This window comes from Pseudomonas sp. R3-57, from assembly GCF_051132065.1.
Lineage (GTDB): Bacteria > Pseudomonadota > Gammaproteobacteria > Pseudomonadales > Pseudomonadaceae > Aquipseudomonas.
Map to the genome: position 1 here is coordinate 4659231 of NZ_CP071655.1, position 19664 is coordinate 4678894.

General features: G+C 61.2%; 17 protein-coding genes. 9 read left to right on the forward strand and 8 right to left on the reverse strand.

What is annotated here, in order from left to right; genetic code table 11:
• Positions 1 to 142 precede the first annotated feature (142 nt).
• Positions 143 to 898, forward strand: coding sequence for an L-ornithine N(alpha)-acyltransferase (gene olsB / locus J3P93_RS20980; protein ID WP_016771324.1), 756 nt, complete (start codon positions 143 to 145; stop codon positions 896 to 898).
• Positions 898 to 1689, forward strand: a complete 792-nt coding sequence (locus J3P93_RS20985; RefSeq protein ID WP_434591474.1) for a lysophospholipid acyltransferase family protein — start codon at positions 898 to 900, stop codon at positions 1687 to 1689. The genes olsB and J3P93_RS20985 overlap by 1 nt, the downstream gene beginning before the upstream one ends.
• Before the next feature lie 123 nt (positions 1690 to 1812).
• Here J3P93_RS20985 and J3P93_RS20990 read toward each other — a convergent pair whose 3' ends face one another.
• Complete coding sequence (locus J3P93_RS20990) at positions 1813 to 2391, reverse strand: ACP phosphodiesterase (protein WP_434591476.1); 579 nt, start codon at positions 2389 to 2391, stop codon at positions 1813 to 1815.
• A gap of 167 nt (positions 2392 to 2558) precedes the next feature.
• On the opposite strand from J3P93_RS20990, the gene J3P93_RS20995 reads away from it, so the two are divergent.
• The 3 genes from J3P93_RS20995 to J3P93_RS21005 are packed head-to-tail and all read left to right on the forward strand — an operon-like array spanning position 2559 to position 5143.
• Positions 2559 to 2861 (forward strand): ArsR/SmtB family transcription factor, encoded by a 303-nt coding sequence (locus tag J3P93_RS20995; RefSeq protein WP_434591479.1) that lies wholly within the window; start codon positions 2559 to 2561, stop codon positions 2859 to 2861.
• 33 nt (positions 2862 to 2894) lie between these two features.
• Positions 2895 to 4061, forward strand: a complete 1167-nt coding sequence (locus J3P93_RS21000; RefSeq protein WP_090282158.1) for an MFS transporter — start codon at positions 2895 to 2897, stop codon at positions 4059 to 4061.
• 32 nt (positions 4062 to 4093) lie between these two features.
• On the forward strand, positions 4094 to 5143 hold the full coding sequence (locus J3P93_RS21005) for an alkene reductase (RefSeq protein WP_434591482.1): 1050 nt from the start codon (positions 4094 to 4096) through the stop codon (positions 5141 to 5143).
• A 381-nt stretch (positions 5144 to 5524) separates the two neighbouring features.
• Here the strand turns inward: J3P93_RS21005 and emhR are convergent, their stop codons facing one another.
• Positions 5525 to 6157, reverse strand: a complete 633-nt coding sequence (gene emhR / locus J3P93_RS21010; RefSeq protein ID WP_090282156.1) for an efflux system transcriptional repressor EmhR — start codon at positions 6155 to 6157, stop codon at positions 5525 to 5527.
• Between the two features lie 266 nt (positions 6158 to 6423).
• Between emhR and emhA the strand changes: the two genes are divergently transcribed.
• From emhA to J3P93_RS21030, 4 genes are all read left to right on the forward strand, one after another.
• Positions 6424 to 7581, forward strand: coding sequence for an efflux RND transporter periplasmic adaptor subunit EmhA (gene emhA / locus J3P93_RS21015; protein WP_090282155.1), 1158 nt, complete (start codon positions 6424 to 6426; stop codon positions 7579 to 7581).
• A gap of 3 nt (positions 7582 to 7584) precedes the next feature.
• Positions 7585 to 10734: an efflux RND transporter permease subunit EmhB gene (gene emhB / locus J3P93_RS21020; protein ID WP_434591486.1), complete on the forward strand. Its 3150-nt coding sequence runs from the start codon at positions 7585 to 7587 to the stop codon at positions 10732 to 10734.
• Positions 10731 to 12191 carry an efflux RND transporter outer membrane subunit EmhC gene (emhC, locus tag J3P93_RS21025; RefSeq protein WP_434591488.1) on the forward strand — a complete coding sequence of 487 codons (1461 nt, stop codon included), beginning with the start codon at positions 10731 to 10733 and terminating at the stop codon, positions 12189 to 12191. Before emhB ends, emhC begins: the two co-directional genes overlap by 4 nt.
• Before the next feature lie 442 nt (positions 12192 to 12633).
• Complete coding sequence (locus J3P93_RS21030) at positions 12634 to 13893, forward strand: OprD family porin (RefSeq protein WP_434591490.1); 1260 nt, start codon at positions 12634 to 12636, stop codon at positions 13891 to 13893.
• Positions 13894 to 14214: 321 nt separating this feature from the next.
• Here J3P93_RS21030 and pcaC read toward each other — a convergent pair whose 3' ends face one another.
• From pcaC to pcaH, 6 genes are all read right to left on the reverse strand, one after another.
• Positions 14215 to 14607, reverse strand: coding sequence for a 4-carboxymuconolactone decarboxylase (gene pcaC / locus J3P93_RS21035; protein ID WP_007917093.1), 393 nt, complete (start codon positions 14605 to 14607; stop codon positions 14215 to 14217).
• A 14-nt stretch (positions 14608 to 14621) separates the two neighbouring features.
• Entirely contained in the window at positions 14622 to 15410 is a 789-nt protein-coding gene (gene pcaD, locus J3P93_RS21040; RefSeq protein WP_434591493.1) for a 3-oxoadipate enol-lactonase, read from the reverse strand.
• Between the two features lie 11 nt (positions 15411 to 15421).
• The gene (locus J3P93_RS21045) at positions 15422 to 16786 is read right to left on the reverse strand and encodes a 3-carboxy-cis,cis-muconate cycloisomerase (protein WP_434591496.1); all 1365 of its coding nucleotides are present in this window, start codon (positions 16784 to 16786) and stop codon (positions 15422 to 15424) included.
• 45 nt (positions 16787 to 16831) lie between these two features.
• Positions 16832 to 18127, reverse strand: a complete 1296-nt coding sequence (locus J3P93_RS21050; protein ID WP_434591498.1) for an MFS family transporter — start codon at positions 18125 to 18127, stop codon at positions 16832 to 16834.
• 257 nt (positions 18128 to 18384) lie between these two features.
• Complete coding sequence (gene pcaG, locus J3P93_RS21055) at positions 18385 to 18951, reverse strand: protocatechuate 3,4-dioxygenase subunit alpha (protein WP_434591500.1); 567 nt, start codon at positions 18949 to 18951, stop codon at positions 18385 to 18387.
• A gap of 1 nt (position 18952) precedes the next feature.
• Positions 18953 to 19657 (reverse strand): protocatechuate 3,4-dioxygenase subunit beta, encoded by a 705-nt coding sequence (gene pcaH, locus J3P93_RS21060; protein ID WP_434591503.1) that lies wholly within the window; start codon positions 19655 to 19657, stop codon positions 18953 to 18955.
• Between the last annotated feature and the right edge of the window lie 7 nt (positions 19658 to 19664).

The window sequence follows — 19664 nt, forward strand, 5'->3', positions numbered from 1 at the left end:
TCTGGGCTGTCATATAAGCATCACCGAACGTTCATGGCGATGACACCGGGGCTACATAGCCTGACTTTGCACAACACGGCTGCATAAAGAAAGTCGATCGGCTGCAACCCACGACGGGTTCAAGGCCCGTACGGAGATTCACATGACGCAAATCGCCCGCATCAGCGACACCGGCAATGAACGCCGCCTGCAAGCCGAACGCCTGATCGGCGCCGAAGCCTTGCAGCAAGCCCAGGCCCTGCGCTTCGCCGTTTTCAGTGGCGAGTTCAACGCCAAACTCAAAGGCGCGGAACTGGGTCTGGACATGGATGACTATGATGTTCACTGCAGCCACATCGGCGTGCGTGACCTGAACACCGGGCGTCTGGTCGCGACCACGCGTCTGCTTGATCACACCGCCGCCAGCAGCCTCGGCAAGTTCTACAGTGAAGAAGAATTCAGCCTGCACGGCCTTGCGCATCTGCAAGGCCCGATCCTGGAAATCGGCCGCACCTGCGTCGACCCGGCCTACCGCAACGGCGGGACCATCGCCGTGCTCTGGGGCGAGTTGGCCGAAGTGCTGAATCAGGGCGGCTACAGCTACCTGATGGGTTGCGCGAGCATTCCGATGCAGGACGGCGGCATTCAGGCCCACGCGATCATGCAGCGTTTGCGCGAACGGTATCTGTGCACCGAACACCTGCGCGCCGAGCCGAAAAATCCGCTGCCGACGCTGGATATCCCTTCCAACGTGATCGCGGAAATGCCGCCGCTGCTCAAGGCCTACATGCGCCTGGGTGCGAAGATTTGCGGCGAGCCGTGCTGGGACGAAGATTTCCAGGTCGCCGACGTGTTCATCCTGCTCAAGCGCGACGAACTCTGCCCGCGCTACGCCAAACACTTCAAGGCGGCCGTGTGATGAGCCGGCTGCGGGTGTACGCGCGAATCGCGCGGGTGCTGCTGGTGGTCTCGCTGGGCTTGAGCATGGCCAGCGTGTTCGGGGTGTTCGAGCGCATTGGCCTGGCGCATTCGATGGAGCGGCGCCAGCGCTGGTCGCGCTTTTTCATGGCGCGCCTGAGCAACGCCCTGCCCTTTCGCGTGAGCGTACATGGCGAGCTGCCGAAACAGCCGATGCTGTGGGTGAGCAATCATGTGTCCTGGACCGACATTCCGCTGCTGGGCATGCTCACGCCGTTGTCGTTTTTGTCCAAGGCCGAGGTGCGCACCTGGCCGGTCGCTGGCTGGCTCGCGGCCAAGGCCGGCAGCCTGTTCATCCGCCGCGGCTCGGGCGACAGCCAGTTGATCCGCAAACAGATGACCCGCCATCTGCAAAGCGAACACGCCTTGCTGATGTTCCCCGAAGGCACCACCACCGACGGCCGCTCGCTGCGCACTTTTCATGGGCGCTTGTTGGCGGCGGCGATTGATTCCGAAGTGATGCTGCAACCGGTGGCGATTCGTTATCTGCGCCATGGCGAAGTCGATACCTTGGCGCCGTTCATTGGCGACGACGATCTGCTCTCGCACCTGATGCGCCTGTTCAGCAATGACTGCGGCGATGTCGAAGTGCATTTGCTCAAGCCGATTGCCTGCGAGGGTCGCGAGCGTGCGGCACTGGCTTTCGAAGCGCAGCAGGCGGTGCAGAAGGCGTTGTTTGGCTCGATTCCTGAGACCCGACAGTCCCCAATGCGCCCGGCAATCGCTGCCTGAAACACATTTCCCCATTCACCTTGCCCACTGTGGGAGCGGGCTTGCCCGCGATAGCGGTGGGTCAATCAACATCAAAGTTGAATGTGCCGACGCTATCGCTGGCAAGCCAGCTCCCACAGGGATTCAGGTGGTATGTGATTGCAGTGCGAAGTCCTGCAGTTGCGGATAAAACAGACTGAAGTCTTCACTCAACGGTTCATACAATCGCCGCAACTCCTGCATTGCCCCGGCCAACTCTTCGGGCCGGGTAAGCCGCCGCGAAATTCCCCTCAACACCTGCTCCAGCACCTCAAACTCGCGATACGACCCCAACCAGTCATTGGCAACCATGTGCGGCGCGATCTTCGCCAAACGCTCCGGCAATTGCTGCTCACTGGAAAGCACCCGGTAAACGCCAGCGGTAAACACTTCCAGCGGTTGCTCGGCATACAGCGACCAGTCCCGCGCCAGGCAATGATCGAAAAACACATCAAGGACGATTCCCGCATAACGCCGGCGGGTTTCGGTGAAGCGCCCAAGGGCAATGTCCACCAGTGGATGGCGGTCGGTGAAAACGTCAATGCGGCGATGCAGCTGGATGGCCGCTTCGACCTCCGGGGCAAACTGCCCCTGCAGCCGGCCTTTGACGAAATCGCCATACAGGCTGCCGAGTAACTGGCCAGGGCGCTGACCGCCCAGATGCAAATGTGCGAGATAGTTCATGGGCGCAGCTTAGCACTGCGCCAGGCGGGCCGGCAGCCCTATATCGTTATAACCCGATATAGCGATTCATGCGCTGATCAGAACCAATTCATATTGGTATATCGCGATCCAACGATTTAAAGTTCGCCTCATCGCGATATATCGCCACTGCCAACACGAGCCCTGCCATGAACCTCGACCTCGACGAAATAATAAAAGCCCTGGCGCACCCAGTACGGCGAGACATCCTCAACTGGCTGAAAGACCCCAAGAAGGAATTCCCCGAGCAGTTGCACAACCACGAGTACGGCATCTGCGCCGGGCAGATCGATCAGCGTTGCGGCCTGTCGCAATCGACCGTTTCCGCGCATCTGGCGACCCTGCAACGCGCCGGTCTGATCAGCAGCCAGAAGGCCGGGCAATGGCATTTTTTCAAACGTAACGAGGACGTGATCCAGGCGTTCCTCAGCACCCTCAGTAAAGAGCTCTGACCCTTGACGTCAGTCAGCCGCAAGGAAACCCGCATGCCCCTTTCGCTCCTCATCCTCGCCTTGAGCGCCTTCGCCATCGGCACCACCGAGTTCGTCATCATGGGCCTGTTGCCCGATGTGGCGGCCGACCTCGGTGTGTCGATTCCCGGCGCTGGCTGGCTGGTGACCGGTTACGCCCTCGGTGTGGCCATCGGCGCGCCGTTCATGGCGATGGCCACGGCAAAGCTGCCGCGCAAGGCGGCACTGGTCGCGCTGATGGGCATCTTCATCGTCGGCAATCTGCTTTGCGCCATTGCCAGCGATTACAACGTGCTGATGTTCGCCCGCGTGATCACCGCGCTGTGCCACGGTGCGTTCTTCGGCATCGGTTCGGTGGTGGCGGCCAATCTGGTCGCGCCGAACAAACGCGCTTCCGCCGTAGCGCTGATGTTCACCGGCCTGACCCTGGCCAACGTGCTCGGCGTGCCGCTCGGTACCGCGCTGGGTCAGCAAGCGGGCTGGCGCTCGACCTTCTGGGCGGTCACGGTGATTGGCGTAATTGCGCTGATCGGGCTGATCCGCTTCCTGCCAGCCAAGCGTGACGAAGAAAAACTCGACATGCGCGCCGAACTCGCTGCCCTCAAAGGCGCCGGTATCTGGCTGTCGCTGAGCATGACCGCGCTGTTCGCCGCCTCGGTCTTCACCCTGTTCACCTACGTTGCGCCGCTGCTCGGCGAAGTCACTGGCGTCTCGCCGCGAGGCGTGACCTGGACACTGATGCTGATCGGCCTCGGTCTGACCGTCGGCAACATCATTGGCGGCAAACTCGCCGACAAAGGCATGGCCGCCACGCTGATCGGCGTGTTCATCGCCATGGCCGTGATCTCCACGGTGCTGAGCTGGACCAGCGTGGCGCTGATCCCGAGCGAAATCACCCTGTTCCTCTGGGCCACCGCGTGTTTCGCCGCGGTGCCGGCGCTGCAGGTCAACGTGGTGACTTTCGGCAAGGCTGCACCGAACCTCGTCTCGACTCTGAACATTGGCGCGTTCAACGTCGGCAACGCCCTCGGCGCCTGGGTCGGTGGCACGGTCATCGCCCACGGTTACGGCCTGACCAGCGTTCCGCTGGCCGCCGCCGCGCTGGCCGTACTGGCTTTGCTGGTGACCCTGATTACTTTCCGCCAGAACGGCAATGCCGAGCTGGCCGCTGCATCCAACTGATCAACTTCCTTAATTAAGAGAGGCTTGTAGACATGGCGACTATTTTTGACCCGATCAAACTCGGCGACATCGAGCTGAGCAACCGCATCATCATGGCCCCGCTGACCCGCTGCCGCGCCGACGAAGGCCGCGTGCCGAATGCGCTGATGGCCGAGTACTACGTACAGCGCGCCTCGGCCGGTCTGATCCTCAGCGAAGCCACCTCGGTGACGCCGATGGGCGTCGGCTACCCGGACACCCCAGGTATCTGGTCCAACGACCAGGTGCGTGGCTGGGCCAACGTGACCAAAGCCATTCACGGCGCCGGCGGCAAGATCTTCCTGCAACTGTGGCACGTCGGCCGTATCTCTCACCCGACGTACCTCAACGGCGAAGCGCCGGTGGCGCCGAGCGCGATTCAGCCAAAAGGCCACGTCAGCCTGGTGCGTCCACTGGCCGACTACCCGACGCCGCGTGCGCTGGAAACCGCTGAAATCGCCGACATCGTCGACGCCTACCGCACCGGCGCGGAAAACGCCAAAGCCGCCGGTTTCGACGGCGTGGAAATCCACGGCGCCAACGGCTACCTGCTCGATCAGTTCCTGCAAAGCAGCACCAACCAGCGCACCGACCAGTACGGGGGCTCGCTGGAAAACCGTGCACGTCTGCTGCTGGAAGTGACCGACGCCGCGATCGAAGTCTGGGGCGCTGGCCGTGTCGGAGTGCACCTCGCGCCGCGCGCTGACTCCCATGACATGGGCGATGACAACCTGGCAGAAACCTTCACCTACGTCGCGCGGGAACTGGGCAAGCGCGGCATCGCGTTCATCTGCTCGCGTGAAAAAGAAGGCGCTGACAGCCTTGGTCCACAATTGAAAGAAGCGTTTGGTGGCCCGTACATCGCCAACGAGAAATTCACCAAGGACAGCGCCAACGAGTGGCTGGCGGCTGGCAAGGCGGATGCGGTGGCATTCGGCGTGCCGTTCATTGCCAACCCGGATCTGCCGGCGCGCTTGAAGGCCGATGCGCCGCTGAATGAGCCGCATCCAGAGACTTTCTACGGTAAGGGGCCGGTGGGTTATATCGATTATCCGACGTTGTAAGTAGGATCTCGTAGCAACGCAAAAGCCCCCGACTTGTAGAGTTGGGGGCTTTTTTGTGTTCGGCTGGAAAGTGGTTGTGTGGCTTGAGACGTAGCCCCTCACCCCAGCCCTCTCCCCTAGGAGAGGGGGCCGATCGGTGTGATATTCAAATCCTGAGTTCGACTGGATATTTCAGGTCGGCGTATCTCGAAAGAACACCTCGGTCAGTCCCCTCTCCCTCCGGGAGAGGGCTAGGGTGAGGGCCAAGCAGCCAACTCGATTTCACAAGAGCGACACAATTTCCCTACAAAATGCGCAGCTTGCTACGTATAAACTCCCCCGCTGCCAACTTGTATAAAGGCCGGCCAATTGACATAAGCTGTGTCAATTACGCATTTTGTTTCATTTGCGCAGGCTGGGGCTCAGGCGCAGCATGTCCAGCCCGGTGTCGACCCAACGCTCGGCCTCGGCGTGCAGTTCGAAGCTGTCCGGTGCGAGCAGCCAGCCATACAGCAAGCCGTCGATATAGGCGTGAATGCTGACAGCCGCACGGGCGGTGTCGAGATCTTCCGGCAACTGGCCGCGATTCACCGCATTACGCAGGGTCAGGCCGATGCGCACGTTGCATTCGAGACTGGCCGTCCGGCGCTGCTGGCGCAGATCGCACATCTCATCGGTGAATTCGCACTTATGAAACAGAACTTCGTTGATGCGCCGGGTTTTCGGGTCCAGCGCAACTTGATGAAACAAATGAATCAGCAACTGCCGCATGCAGCCCAGTGGGTCCGGTTCGTCCTCGCTTTCGCTGGCCTTGGCCAGTTCTTCCAGCGGCTCGTGCAGGCTGTCGAGCATCGCCTGGACCAGATCGGCCTTGTTGCTGAAATGCCAGTAGATGGCACCGCGCGTCACGCCGGCCAGGGTCGCGATGTCCGCCAGGGTCGTGCGCGCAACCCCCCTTTCATAGAAGGCTTTCTCGGCCGCTTCCAGAATCTGGCTGCGGGTTTCCTGAGCTTCTTCTTTGGTACGACGGACCATGGCAGTAAAACCTCAAACAGGATGTTTCAGGGATGGCTGAATATCCGCTGAATAAAGAGGGGGCGATCTCTCATGAACCGTCTCCCCAGCCTACAATTTCGAACCTTGCGACGACTTTTGTAACAGGGTGGGTACGCGCCGAAGGTATTTACAAACAACCATGAACGTAAGTATATTCCTTAGCAAGCTACTTATCCACCCGGTACGAATTTTTTACCCTTTCACACTTCTTGTGCGCTTTGTGCGCGCCTGACCCGAGGATTTTCATGCAATTCAAGCCAGCTGTTACCGCTCTGGTCACTGCCGTCGCCCTGGCATCGCTGCTCAGCGGATGTAAAAAGGAAGAAGCGGCTCCGGCCGCTCCGCCCCCTCAGGTCGGCGTCGTCACCCTGCAACCCCAGGCCTTTACCCTGACTTCCGAACTGCCGGGCCGCACCAGTGCGTTCCGCATCGCCGAAGTGCGTCCACAGGTCAACGGCATCATTCTCAAGCGTCTGTTCAAGGAAGGTGCCGACGTCAAAGCCGGCCAGCAGCTGTATCAGATCGATCCGTCGGTCTATGAAGCGACCCTGAAAAGCGCCGAAGCCAACCTGCGTTCGACCAAGTCGATCTCCGACCGCTACAAGCAACTGGTCGATGAGCAAGCCGTCAGCCGTCAGGAATACGACACCGCCGTGGCCAACCGCATGGAATCGGAAGCGTCGCTGCAAACTGCGCAGATCAATGTGCGTTACACCAAGGTCTACGCGCCGATCTCCGGCCGTATCGGTCGTTCCGCAGTCACCGAAGGTGCGCTGGTCAGCAATGGCCAGGCCGATGCGATGGCGACTATCCAGCAGCTCGACCCGATCTACGTCGACGTGACCCAGTCGTCGGTCGAACTGCTGCAACTGCGCCGCGAGCTGGAAAGCGGTCGCCTGCAAAAATCCGGCGACAACGCCGCAGCGGTGAAACTGACCCTGGAAGACGGCACCCAGTACAAGCTGGACGGCAAGCTGGAATTCTCCGAAGTGACGGTCGACCCGACCACCGGCTCGGTGACCCTGCGCGCCGTGTTCCCGAACCCGGATCACACCCTGTTGCCGGGCATGTTCGTGCGCGCCCAGTTGCAGGCCGGCGTCAACGCCGCGGCCATTCTGGCGCCGCAGCAAGGCGTGACCCGCGACCTCAAAGGCACGCCGACCGCACTGGTCGTCGGCCCGGACAACAAGGTTGAACTGCGTCAGCTCAAGGCCAGCCGCACCGTCGGCAGCCAGTGGCTGATCGAAGACGGCCTGAAGGCTGGTGATCGTCTGATCACCGAGGGTCTGCAGTACGTTAAACCAGGTGTGGAGGTCAAACCGACCGAAGCGACCAACGTCGGCACCAAGAACCCGGCCCCCGCACAGGCAGCTGACAAAGCCGCCGGCGGCAAAGGGGAGTAATCCATGTCAAAATTCTTTATCGACCGTCCGATTTTCGCCTGGGTAATCGCCCTGGTGATCATGCTGGTCGGGGCACTTTCGATCCTGAAATTGCCGATCAACCAATACCCGAGCATTGCGCCACCGGCCATTGCGATCTCCGTGACCTACCCGGGCGCTTCGGCGCAAACCGTGCAGGACACCGTGGTCCAGGTGATCGAGCAGCAGCTCAACGGTATCGACAACCTGCGTTATGTGTCCTCGGAAAGTAACTCCGACGGCAGCATGACCATCACCGCGACCTTCGAGCAAGGCACCAACTCCGACACCGCGCAGGTGCAGGTCCAGAACAAGCTGAACCTGGCCACCCCGCTGTTGCCGCAGGAAGTGCAGCAACAAGGTATCCGCGTCACCAAGGCAGTGAAAAACTTCCTGCTGGTAATCGGCGTGGTCTCGCGTGACGGCAGCATGACCAAGGACGACTTGTCCAACTACATCGTGTCGAACATGCAGGACCCGATCTCGCGGACCGCCGGTGTCGGTGACTTCCAGGTCTTCGGTGCCCAGTACGCCATGCGCATCTGGCTCGACCCGGCCAAGTTGAACAAGTACAACCTGACCCCGGGCGATGTCAGCACCGCGATCTCGGCGCAGAACGTCCAGGTGTCGTCCGGTCAGCTCGGCGGTTTGCCGGCGCTGCCAGGCCAGCAACTGAACGCCACGATCATCGGCAAAACGCGTCTGCAGACTGCCGAGCAGTTCAAGGCGATTCTGCTGAAGGTCAACCAGGACGGCTCGCAAGTGCGTGTCGGCGACGTCGCTGACGTCGGTCTGGGCGGTGAAAACTCCAGCATTTCTGCACAGTTCAACGGCAGCCCGGCTTCGGGTCTTGCGGTAAAACTGGCCAACGGTGCCAACGCCCTCGACACCGCCAAGGCGCTGCGCAAGACGATTGACGACCTCAAGCCGTTCTTCCCGCAAGGCATGGAAGTGGTGTTCCCGTACGACACCACTCCGGTGGTGACCGAGTCGATCAAGGGTGTGGTTGAAACCCTGGTCGAAGCGATCGTGCTGGTATTCCTGGTGATGTTCCTGTTCCTGCAGAACTTCCGCGCCACCGTCATCACCACGATGACCGTGCCGGTGGTATTGCTGGGTACGTTCGGCATCCTCGCGGCGTTCGGTTTCAGCATCAACACCCTGACCATGTTCGGTATGGTGCTGGCCATCGGCTTGCTGGTGGACGACGCCATCGTCGTGGTGGAAAACGTCGAGCGGGTGATGAGCGAAGAAGGCTTGTCACCGAAGGAAGCGACCAAGAAATCCATGGGCCAGATTCAGGGCGCCCTGGTCGGTATCGCGCTGGTACTGTCGGCGGTACTGCTGCCGATGGCGTTCTTCAGCGGCTCTACCGGTGTGATCTACAAGCAGTTCTCGATCACCATCGTTTCGGCCATGGCCCTGTCGGTGCTGGTGGCGTTGATCTTCACCCCAGCCCTGTGCGCGACCATGCTCAAGGCGATTCCAAAAGGTGAGCACGGCACGCCGAAGAAAGGCTTCTTTGGCTGGTTCAACCGCACGTTCGACAGTGGTGTCAGAAGCTACGAGCGCGGTGTCGGCAACATGCTCCAGCGCAAGATCCCGTATTTGCTGGCCTACCTGCTGATCGTCGTCGGCATGATCTGGCTGTTCACCCGCATTCCGACCGCGTTCCTCCCGGAAGAAGACCAGGGCGTACTGTTCGCCCAAGTCCAGACCCCGGCCGGTTCGAGCGCCGAGCGTACTCAGGTAGTGATCGACGAAATGCGCAGCTACCTGCTGGATAAAGAAGCAGGCGCAGTGTCCTCGGTGTTCACCGTAAACGGCTTCAACTTCGCCGGTCGCGGTCAGAGTTCTGGCCTGGCGTTCATCATGCTCAAGCCGTGGGATGAGCGTAACGCGGACAACAGCGTGTTTGCCCTGGCCCAACGTGCCCAGCAACACTTCTTCACTTTCCGCGATGCCATGGTTTTCGCTTTCGCCCCGCCTGCGGTATTGGAGTTGGGTAACGCCACCGGTTTCGACGTGTTCCTGCAAGACCGCGCCGGTATCGGTCACGACAAGCTGATGGAAGCGCGTAACCAGTTCCTCGGTATGGCGGCGCAGAGCAAAGTGCTTTACCAAGTGCGTCCGAACGGCTTGAACGACGAGCCGCAATACCACCTGGAAATCGACGACGAGAAAGCCCAGGCCCTTGGCTTGAGCCTCACCGACATCAACAGCACGCTGTCGATCTCCTTCGGTAGTAGCTACGTCAACGACTTCATCGACCGTGGTCGTGTGAAGAAGGTTTACGTACAAGGTCAGGCCGGTGCTCGCATGAACCCTGAAGACCTGAAGAAATGGTACGTGCGCAACAGCGCCGGGACCATGGTGCCGTTCTCCGCGTTCGCCAAGGGCGAGTGGATTTACGGTTCGCCGAAACTGGCGCGTTACAACGGTGTGGAAGCGATGGAGATCCTCGGTTCTCCGGCGCCGGGTTACTCCACCGGTGAAGCGATGGCCGAAGTCGAAGCGATCGCCAAGAAGCTGCCGGCCGGTGTCGGTATCTCCTGGACGGGTCTGTCCTACGAGGAACGTCTGTCGGGTTCGCAAGCGCCGGCGCTGTACGCCCTGTCGCTGCTGATGGTGTTCCTGTGTCTGGCGGCGCTGTACGAGAGCTGGTCGATTCCGATCGCCGTTATGCTCGTGGTACCGCTGGGGATTATCGGTGCGCTGCTGGCCACCAGCCTGCGCGGTCTGTCCAACGACGTGTACTTCCAGGTAGGCCTGTTGACGACCATCGGTCTGGCGGCTAAAAACGCCATTCTGATCGTCGAGTTCGCCAAGGAACTGCATGAGCAAGGGCGCAGCCTGCGTGACGCGGCGATCGAAGCCTGCCGCATGCGTCTGCGACCGATCATCATGACGTCGCTGGCCTTCGTCCTCGGTGTTGTACCGTTGGCGATCTCCACCGGCGCAGGTTCGGGTAGTCAGCATGCGATCGGTACGGGCGTGATTGGCGGTATGCTCACGGCCACGATCCTGGCGATCTTCTGGGTCCCACTGTTCTTCGTTACGGTTTCGTCCATGGGCCAGCGCAAAAACGCTGACACGGATGAAACGACTGAAACTCCTAAAGAGGCTGGCCAATGAGCAAGTCGCTACTCTCCATCGCAGTCGCCGCCTTCGTGCTGAGCGGTTGCTCGCTAATACCTGACTATCAGCAGCCTGAGGCTCCGGTCGCAGGCCAGTACCCGCAGGGGCCGGCGTATTCGCCGGCCCAGGCACCGGCGCAGACGGCTGCCGAGCAGGGCTGGAAGCAGTTTTTCCATGACCCGGCGCTGCAACAGCTGATCCAGGTGGCCCTGGAAAACAACCGCGACCTGCGTGTCGCGGCGCTGAACATCGACGCGTACGCGGCTCAATACCGCATCCAGCGCGCCGATCTGTTCCCGGCAGTCTCGGCCAATGGTGCCGGCAGTCGCCAGCGTCTGCCGGCCCGTGCCTCGCAGACCGGCGAGTCGGGCATCACCAGCTCGTACTCTGCCACCGTTGGCATCAGCGCCTACGAACTCGACCTGTTCGGTCGGGTGCGCAGCCTGAGCGAACAAGCGCTGCAACAATACTTCGCCACCGAAGAAGCGCGGCGCAGCACGCAGATCAGTCTGGTCGCCAACGTCGCCAATGCCTACCTGACCTGGCAAGCAGACAAGGAACTGCTCAAGCTGACCCAGGACACCCTCGGTGCCTTCGAAGAAAGCTACAAGCTGACCAGCCGCAGCAACGAAGTCGGTGTGGCCTCGGCGCTGGATCTGGCGCAGTCGCGCACTTCCGTGGAAAACGCCCGGGCCCAACTGGCGCGTTATACCCGCCAGGTTGCGCAGGATGAAAACAGCCTGACCCTGCTGCTTGGCACCGGTATCCCGGCCAATCTGCAGACGGCCAAGCCGCTCTCCGATGACTTGCTCAGCGATGTGCCGGCCGGTCTGCCGTCGGACCTGCTGCAGCGGCGTCCGGACATCCTTCAGGCCGAATACAACCTGAAGGCCGCCAACGCCAACATCGGCGCGGCGCGTGCGGCGTTCTTCCCGAGCATCAGCTTGACCGCCAACGCGGGCAGCCTGAGCCCGGATCTGTCCGGCCTGTTCAAGGGTGGTTCGGGGACGTGGCTGTTCCAGCCGCAGATCAACCTGCCGATCTTCAACGCCGGCAGCCTGCGCGCCAGCCTCGACTACGCCAAGATCCAGAAGGACATTGGCGTGGCGAACTACGAGAAGTCCATTCAGACGGCCTTCCAGGAAGTCGCCGACGGCCTCGCCGCGCGTCAGACCTACACCGAGCAGTTGCAAGCGCAGCGTGACTTCGTGCAGGCCAACCAGGATTACTACCGCCTGGCCGAACGTCGCTACCGCATCGGGGTCGACAGCAACCTGACCTTCCTCGACGCCCAGCGTCAGTTGTTCAGCGCGCAACAGGCGCTGATCACCGACCGCCTCGCGCAGCTGACCAGTGCGGTCAACCTGTACAAGGCCCTGGGCGGCGGCTGGAATGCGCAGACCGCGCAGAACGAACCGCTGAAAGAAGAAGCACCGAAGATGAAGCTGTTCTGATCATCATCCGGTGAACACAAGGAGCCCACCGAATGGTGGGCTTTTTGTTGCCTGGCAGAAAGCTCCATTGCCTGAACTGGCCCCATCGCTGGCAAGCCAGCTCCCACAGGGTTTGGGTTGTTCAAATCATTTGGGTACACCTGAGGACATTGTGGGAGCTGGCTTGCCAGCGATGGCGGCCGCCCAGCCACCACAAGACACGGCTGAATCTTGCGTTCGATAACCGCCCAAAACCCGTTTTCCCCAATTGAATCCAGCCCCGCGCGCCCCGCACCATTCAACCAACAAAACCAATAACATCAGGTTCGACACCATGCTCCCGCGCCCTGCCCCGCCCGGCTGATCAATCCGTTTCATCCTCCAATGTGTTTCCCGTCTGCGCCTTGAAAAACCGGCGCCAGCGCCCTCGTTTGCCCCAAAAAAACAAGAGAGACCCACGCCCATGAAAGCTTCCTCTGCGCCCTGCGCACTTCCTGGTCTGATCGCTTTGGCCCTGGCCGGCGCGGCCCTGCCCGCCGTAGCCGAAGAAGCCGGTTTCGTCGAAGGCGCCAAGGTCAACCTGAACCTGCGCAACTTCTACATCAACCGCAACTTCACCAATCCAACCAAGGCCCAGGGCAAGGCGGAAGAGTGGACGCAAAGTTTCATCCTCGATGCCAAATCCGGTTTTACCCAGGGCACGGTCGGCTTCGGCATGGATGTGCTTGGCTTGTACTCGGTCAAGCTCGATGGCGGTAAAGGAACAGGCGGTACGCAACTGTTGCCGCTCGATCGCGACGGTCGCCCGGCTGATAACTTCGGCCGCACCAACGTCGCTTTCAAAGCGAAGTTTTCCCAGACCGAAGTGAAAGTGGGTGAATGGATGCCGGTGTTGCCAATCCTGCGTTCGGACGACGGTCGTTCGCTGCCGCAGACCTTTCGCGGCGGGCAGATCACCTCGAAGGAAATCGCCGGCCTGACCCTCTATGGTGGCCAGTTCCGCGCCAACAGCCCGCGCGACGACAGCAGCATGAGCGACCTGTCGATGACCGGCAAAGCCGCGTTCACCTCTGATCGTTTCAACTTCCAGGGCGGCGAGTACCTGTTCAACGACAAGCGCACCCAGATCGGTTTATGGAACGCGCAACTCAAGGACATCTACAGCCAGCAGTACCTGAATGTGCTGCACAGCCAGCCGCTCGGCGACTGGACGCTGGGCGCCAATCTGGGCTTCTTCTATGGCAAGGACGACGGCAGCGCCCGCGCCGGTGATCTGGATAACAAAACCTGGTACGGGATGTTCTCGGCCAAATATGGCGGCAACACTTTCTACGTCGGCCTGCAGAAACTCACCGGCGACAGCGCGTGGATGCGGGTCAACGGCACCAGCGGCGGGACCTTGGCCAACGACAGCTACAACGCCAGTTACGACAATGCCCAGGAACGTTCCTGGCAACTGCGCCACGACTACAACTTCGCCGCCATGGGCATTCCCGGCCTGACCCTGATGAACCGCTACATCAGCGGCGACAACGTGCACACCGGTACTGTCAGCAACGGCAAGGAATGGGGTCGCGAATCGGAACTGGGCTACACCGTGCAGAGCGGCACGCTCAAGGACCTCAATGTCAGATGGCGCAACTCGACCATGCGCCGGGATTTCAGCAACAACGAGTTCGATGAGAACCGCTTGATCGTCAGCTACCCGATCAGCCTGCTGTAAACACCGATCCAAATTGTAGGAGTGAGCCTGCTCGCGATGGCGTCAGGTCAGTCGAATCATCTGTGACTGACACACCGTTTCGCGAGCAGGCTCACTCCTACAAGGGTTTGGCGTTGTACCCATAGCCTGCGGCCAACATTTAACCCTGTGGGAGCCAGCCTGCTGGCGATGGCGTCAGGTCAGTCGAATTTCATGTCACTGATGCACCGCTATCGCTGGCAAGCCAGCTCCCACAGGGATGTTCATTGAACACAAAATCTTGCGCACAACATAAAACCTGTGGGAGCTGGCTTGCCAGCGATGGCGGCAGCTCAGGCGTCATTACTCCCGGGATTCAACCCCGAGCTCATCCCACACCGATTCGGCCAGATGAAACGTCGCATTCGCCGCCGGAATTCCGCAGTAAATCGCGCTCTGCATGATCACTTCCTTGATCTCGCCGCGGCTCACGCCGTTGTTGGCGGCGGCGCGCAGGTGCAGTTTCAGTTCGCCTTCGCGGTTCATGCCGATCAGCATGGCGATGGTGATCAGGCTGCGGGTGTGCCGGGGCAAGCCCGGGCGTGTCCAGATATCGCCCCAGGCGTGACGGGTGATCATCTCCTGGAATTCGGAGTTGAACTCAGTCAGCGTGGTCAGGCTGCGGTCGACATGGGCATCGCCCAACACCGCGCGGCGGACCTGCATGCCTTCGTCGTAACGTTGTTTCTCGTCCACGAAAAATCCCCTTATCAAGCGTTCAGAAACGCCACAACACGATCACTGAAATCAGCGCCAGCCTGTACGTTGGACAGGTGCGCCGCGTAGAACTCGGCGTACTGCGCACCGCGTACATTGTCGCGAATGAAATGCCCACCGGACGGCGGCGTCACCGCATCTTCGCTCCCAGCAATCACCAGCAACGGCACATTGATCGAAGCCAGTTGTTCACGGAAATCGGCATCGCGCACCGCTGCGCAGTTGGCCGCATAACCTTGTGGATTTGTCGCGGCGAGCATGTCGGTAATCTTCTTCGCCGCTTCGGGATGCGCTGCTGAAAAGTCAGGCGTGAACCAGCGCGCAATCGACGCATCACGCAGCGCGACCATCGCTGCCGCACCGTCACGCAGTACGGTTTCGATACGTGGATTCCATACCGACGGGTCGCCGATTTTCGCTGCGGTGTTGCAGACGATCAGCTTGTGCAAGCGATGCCCGGCATTGATCCCCAGCCACTGACCGATCAGCCCGCCCATCGACAAGCCGCAGAAATGCGCACGCTCGATGTGCAGCGCATCCAGCAAACCGAGCACGTCGTGACCGAGCTGCTCGATGCTGTACGGCCCTTCGGTCACCAGCGATTGGCCGTGGCCGCGGGTGTCGAATCGCAGCACGCGAAAATGCTCGGTGAACGCCGGCATCTGCGCGTCCCACATATGCAGGTCGGTGCCCAGCGAGTTGGACAGCACCAGCACCGGCGCCTGCGCCGGCCCTTGAATCTGGTGATGCAGTTCGCCATCGGCGAGTTGAACGAAAGCCACAGCCCTCTCCTTCAGACAGTCAAAGCGTTGTGTTCGGCCACCGCGCGCTCGACCCAGACGTGGGCCTGACCGAGGTAATGCGCGGGGTTCAGAAGCTCATCGAGTTCGGCGCTGCTCAGCTCGGCAGTGACCTGCGGTTCGTCACCGAGCACCGCGCGCAGATGCCGTTGCTCGGCCACCGCGCGCTTGCAGCATTGTTCGAGCAGATGATGCGCCGTGTCGCGGCCGACCCGTTGCGCAAGCACGATGCTCACCGCTTCGGCCAGCACCAGCCCTTGGGTCAATTCGAGGTTGCGGCCCATGCGCTCGGCATCGACTTCCAGGCCGTCAGCCAGCAAACGTGCCTGTTGCAGCGAACCGGACACCAGGCAGCAGATCTCCGGCAGGGTTTCCCATTCGGCATGCCACAGACCGAGGCTGCGTTCGTGTTCCTGCGGCATGGCGCTGAACAGCGTCGAGACCAGCCCCGGCACCCGCGTCGCCGCACCGATCAACACTGCCGCGCCGACCGGGTTGCGTTTGTGCGGCATGGTCGACGAACCGCCCTTGCCCGGCGCCGCAGGTTCGAAGACCTCAGCGGCTTCGGTCTGCATCAACAAGCTGATATCGCGGCCGAACTTGCCGAGGCTGCCGGCGATCAATCCCAGCACCGCGCCGAACTCGACGATACGATCGCGCTGGGTGTGCCACGGTTGTTCCGGCAGGCGCAGTTGCAGCTCTTCGGCCAGGGCTTCGGCGATTGGCAAGGCGTGTTGACCCAACGCCGCCAGCGTCCCCGACGCACCGCCAAATTGCAGGACCAGCAAGCGCGGTTTCAATTCTTGCAGCCGTTGACGACTGCGCGTCACCGCGCCGAGCCATCCAGCGATTTTCATGCCGAGGGTCACCGGCGTCGCATGCTGCAGCCAGGTGCGCCCGGCCAATGGTGTCGTGGCAAACCGTTGGGCCTGAACGGCGAGCGAATCGGCCAGTTGCGCCAGTTCGTCTTCGATCAGCAGCAACGCCTGACGCAGTTGCAGCACCAGTCCGGAATCCATCACATCCTGACTGGTCGCGCCCAGATGCACATAGCGCTCGGCCTCGGCGTCTGTCGCGGCAATCTGCTTGCCCAACGCCTTGACCAGCGGAATCGCCGAGTTGCCGGCCGTGGCAATCGCCTCGCCGAGGGCGGCGAAGTCATACAGCGCTGCGTCGCATGCCGCCGCAATCGGTGCCACGGCTGACGCCGGAACCAGCCCGACGCGCGCCTCGGCCCGGGCCAGCGCGGCCTCGAAATCGAGCATCGCCTGCACCCGGCCGTGGTCGCAGAACACCTCACGCATATCGCGGGCAGTGAAATAGGCATCGAACAATTGATTGCCCGGTCGCTGAGTCATAAAAGTCCTTGCCGGCGCGGGCCATGGCGGCCCGCGCATTTCGGGTTAGAGATCGTGGTGCAAATACGCCGCCTGTTTCGGCAAGCGCAGGCTGAACAGGAACGCGATCGCCATCATCGCCGTCACGTACCAGTAAAACGAGTTTTCCATGCCGATGTTTTTCAGGCTCAGGGCGACGAATTCCGCCGAACCACCGAAGATCGCATTGGCCACCGCGTAAGCCAGGCCGACGCCGAGGGCGCGGACTTCCGGCGGAAACATTTCGGCTTTCACCAAGCCACTGATCGAGGTGTAGAAGCTGACGATCGCCAGCGCCACGGTGATCAACACGAAGGCGAGGAACGGGCTGCTGATGCTTTTCAGGCTGAGCAGAATCGGCACGGTGAACAGCGTGCCGAGGGCGCCGAACCAGAGCATCGAATTACGTCGACCGATTCGGTCGGCAAGCATGCCGAACAGCGGCTGCATGCACATGTACAGGAACAGCGCGCCGGTCATGATGTAGCTGGCGGTCTTGGCGTGCATGCCGGCGGTATTCACCAGGTACTTCTGCATGTAGGTGGTGAAGGTGTAGAAAATCAGCGAGCCACCGGCGGTGTAACCGAGCACGGTGATGAACGCGGCCTTGTGATCGCGGAACAGCGCGCTGATGCTGCCGGCGTCTTTGTGCGCGCGGGTTTCTTCGTTGGTGGTTTCCTTCAGCGAACGCCGCAGGAACAGCGAAATCAGCGCCGCCACCGCACCGACCACGAACGGAATCCGCCAGCCGTAGGCGCGCAATTCGTCTTCGTTGAGAAATTGCTGCAGCACCACCACCAGTGACACCGCCAGCAGTTGCCCGCCGATCAAGGTCACGTACTGGAACGAGGCGAAAAATCCGCGCTGGCCTTTAAGGGCGACTTCGCTCATGTAGGTCGCGGTGGTGCCGTATTCACCGCCGACCGACAGACCTTGCAGCAGACGCGCGAACAGCAACAGGATCGGCGCCCAGACGCCGATGGAGTTGTAGGTCGGCAGGCACGCGATCAGCAGCGAGCCGAAGCACATCATCAGGATCGAGATGAGCATCGACTTCTTGCGCCCGTGCTTGTCGGCGACCCGGCCGAAAATCCAGCCGCCGATCGGGCGCATCAGGAAGCCGGCGGCGAAGACGCCAGCAGTGTTGACCAGTTGCACCGTCGGGTTGTCGGAGGGGAAAAACGCCGGCGCGAAGTAAATCGCGCAAAAAGCGTAGACGTAGAAGTCAAACCATTCGACGAGGTTGCCCGACGAGGCGCCGACAATGGCAAAGATGCGCTTGCTGCGCTCCTCGCCGGTGTAATGGGAGGTCGTGGTGGTCATTGTTTTTCACTCGAAAGGAACAGTGAGAGTCTAGACATACTTTGCAACAGTCCCGTTCCACATCCGGTATCGATTGATCGCGGAGCGTCCATGGCGGCATTCCCACGCAGAGCGTGGGAACGATCATGCACTCAACTACACCGTTTCCCTTGTAGGAGTGAGCCTGCTCGCGATTGCGGTGTGTCATTCAGACAATTCAAACCTGACACACCGCAATCGCGAGCAGGCTCACTCCTACAGGGGGTTGGTGTTGTTGTTCAGTAATCGAAGAACACCGTCTCGGCCTCGGTACCCTGCAGGATCACATTCCACTGGTAAACACCCGAGGCATCCGGCTTGGCAAGCAAGGTCTTGCGGCGTTCGGCGGGTACGCATTCGAGCAGCGGATCATCGACGTTGGCCGGTTCGCCTTCGAAGTAGATCCGCGTGAGCAAGTGCTTGACCAGGCCACGGGCAAACACCAGCACCACCAAGTGCGGCGCCTGGGTCGTGCCTTTCAGGCCCGGCACGCTGCCCGGTTTGATCGTGGTGAAGCGGAACCGCCCTTCGCCATCCACCGGCACTCGGCCGAAGCCTTCGAAGTGGGGGTCCAGCGGTTTGTCCTGATGATCTTCCGGGTGGTCGTACTTGCCAGCGGCGTTGGCCTGCCAGACTTCGAGCATGGCGTCGTTGACGACATCGCCGTTGCCATCCACCACTTGCCCGGTGATCGCCACGCGCTCGCCGAGGGTCTGCTCGACAGTGAGGTCTTCGCGGTTCAGCCAGGTCAGGCCGATGTGGTAATACGGCCCGACGGTGTGGGACGTGGTCGCATTGAGCGTCATCTTATTTCTCCATCGGCGTGGCTTCACGCCCGCGCAGCACGATGTCCCAGCGGTAAGCGAGGGCGTAGGACGGAATGGTTTTGTCCAGATCGAAAGCAGCGATCAGGCGCTCCTTGGCCGAGGTGTCCGGCACGCAGTTATAGATCGGGTCGTACGCCAGCAGCGGGTCGCCTGGGAAGTACATCTGCGTGACCAGGCGGGTGAGAATGCTCGGCCCGAACAGCGAAAAGTGGATATGTGCCGGACGCCAGGCGTTGTGGTGGTTGCCCCACGGATAGGCGCCGGGCTTGATGGTCTGGAACTGATACCAACCGTCGGCGTCGGTGACGGTGCGCCCGGTGCCGGTGAAGTTCGGGTCCAGCGGTGCGTCGTGCAGATCACGCGCATGGTTGTAGCGACCGGCGGCATTGGCCTGCCAGATCTCCACCAGAATCCCCGGCACCGGCAAGCCGTCTTCATCGAGCACACGGCCGTGAATGATGATGCGTTCGCCCAACGGCTCGCCTTCATGCTGCGCGGTCAGGTCGTGGTCATTTTCCACCAGGCGCTCGGCGCCAATGGTCGGCCCAGTGATTTCCGACAGCGAGTGCGGCAGGTGCACCAATGGCTTGGACGGCGAGCGCAGGTTGGTGGATTGGTAGGTCGGGTGCAGGTACTCAGGCTGGGTGCCTGCCTGCGGGCGACGGTAACCAGGCTTGTCAGTCATTTCGCTT

Bases quoted from the DNA above. Each gene is read 5' to 3' on its own strand.
- olsB (WP_016771324.1), top strand. From the start codon at position 143: ATGACGCAAATCGCCCGCATCAGCGACACCGGCAATGAACGCCGCCTG.
- J3P93_RS20985 (WP_434591474.1), top strand. From the start codon at position 898: ATGAGCCGGCTGCGGGTGTACGCGCGAATCGCGCGGGTGCTGCTGGTG.
- J3P93_RS20990 (WP_434591476.1), bottom strand. From the start codon at position 2,391: ATGAACTATCTCGCACATTTGCATCTGGGCGGTCAGCGCCCTGGCCAG.
- J3P93_RS20995 (WP_434591479.1), top strand. From the start codon at position 2,559: ATGAACCTCGACCTCGACGAAATAATAAAAGCCCTGGCGCACCCAGTA.
- J3P93_RS21000 (WP_090282158.1), top strand. From the start codon at position 2,895: ATGCCCCTTTCGCTCCTCATCCTCGCCTTGAGCGCCTTCGCCATCGGC.
- J3P93_RS21005 (WP_434591482.1), top strand. From the start codon at position 4,094: ATGGCGACTATTTTTGACCCGATCAAACTCGGCGACATCGAGCTGAGC.
- emhR (WP_090282156.1), bottom strand. From the start codon at position 6,157: ATGGTCCGTCGTACCAAAGAAGAAGCTCAGGAAACCCGCAGCCAGATT.
- emhA (WP_090282155.1), top strand. From the start codon at position 6,424: ATGCAATTCAAGCCAGCTGTTACCGCTCTGGTCACTGCCGTCGCCCTG.
- emhB (WP_434591486.1), top strand. From the start codon at position 7,585: ATGTCAAAATTCTTTATCGACCGTCCGATTTTCGCCTGGGTAATCGCC.
- emhC (WP_434591488.1), top strand. From the start codon at position 10,731: ATGAGCAAGTCGCTACTCTCCATCGCAGTCGCCGCCTTCGTGCTGAGC.
- J3P93_RS21030 (WP_434591490.1), top strand. From the start codon at position 12,634: ATGAAAGCTTCCTCTGCGCCCTGCGCACTTCCTGGTCTGATCGCTTTG.
- J3P93_RS21045 (WP_434591496.1), bottom strand. From the start codon at position 16,786: ATGACTCAGCGACCGGGCAATCAATTGTTCGATGCCTATTTCACTGCC.
- J3P93_RS21050 (WP_434591498.1), bottom strand. From the start codon at position 18,127: ATGACCACCACGACCTCCCATTACACCGGCGAGGAGCGCAGCAAGCGC.
- pcaG (WP_434591500.1), bottom strand. From the start codon at position 18,951: ATGACGCTCAATGCGACCACGTCCCACACCGTCGGGCCGTATTACCAC.
- pcaH (WP_434591503.1), bottom strand. From the start codon at position 19,657: ATGACTGACAAGCCTGGTTACCGTCGCCCGCAGGCAGGCACCCAGCCT.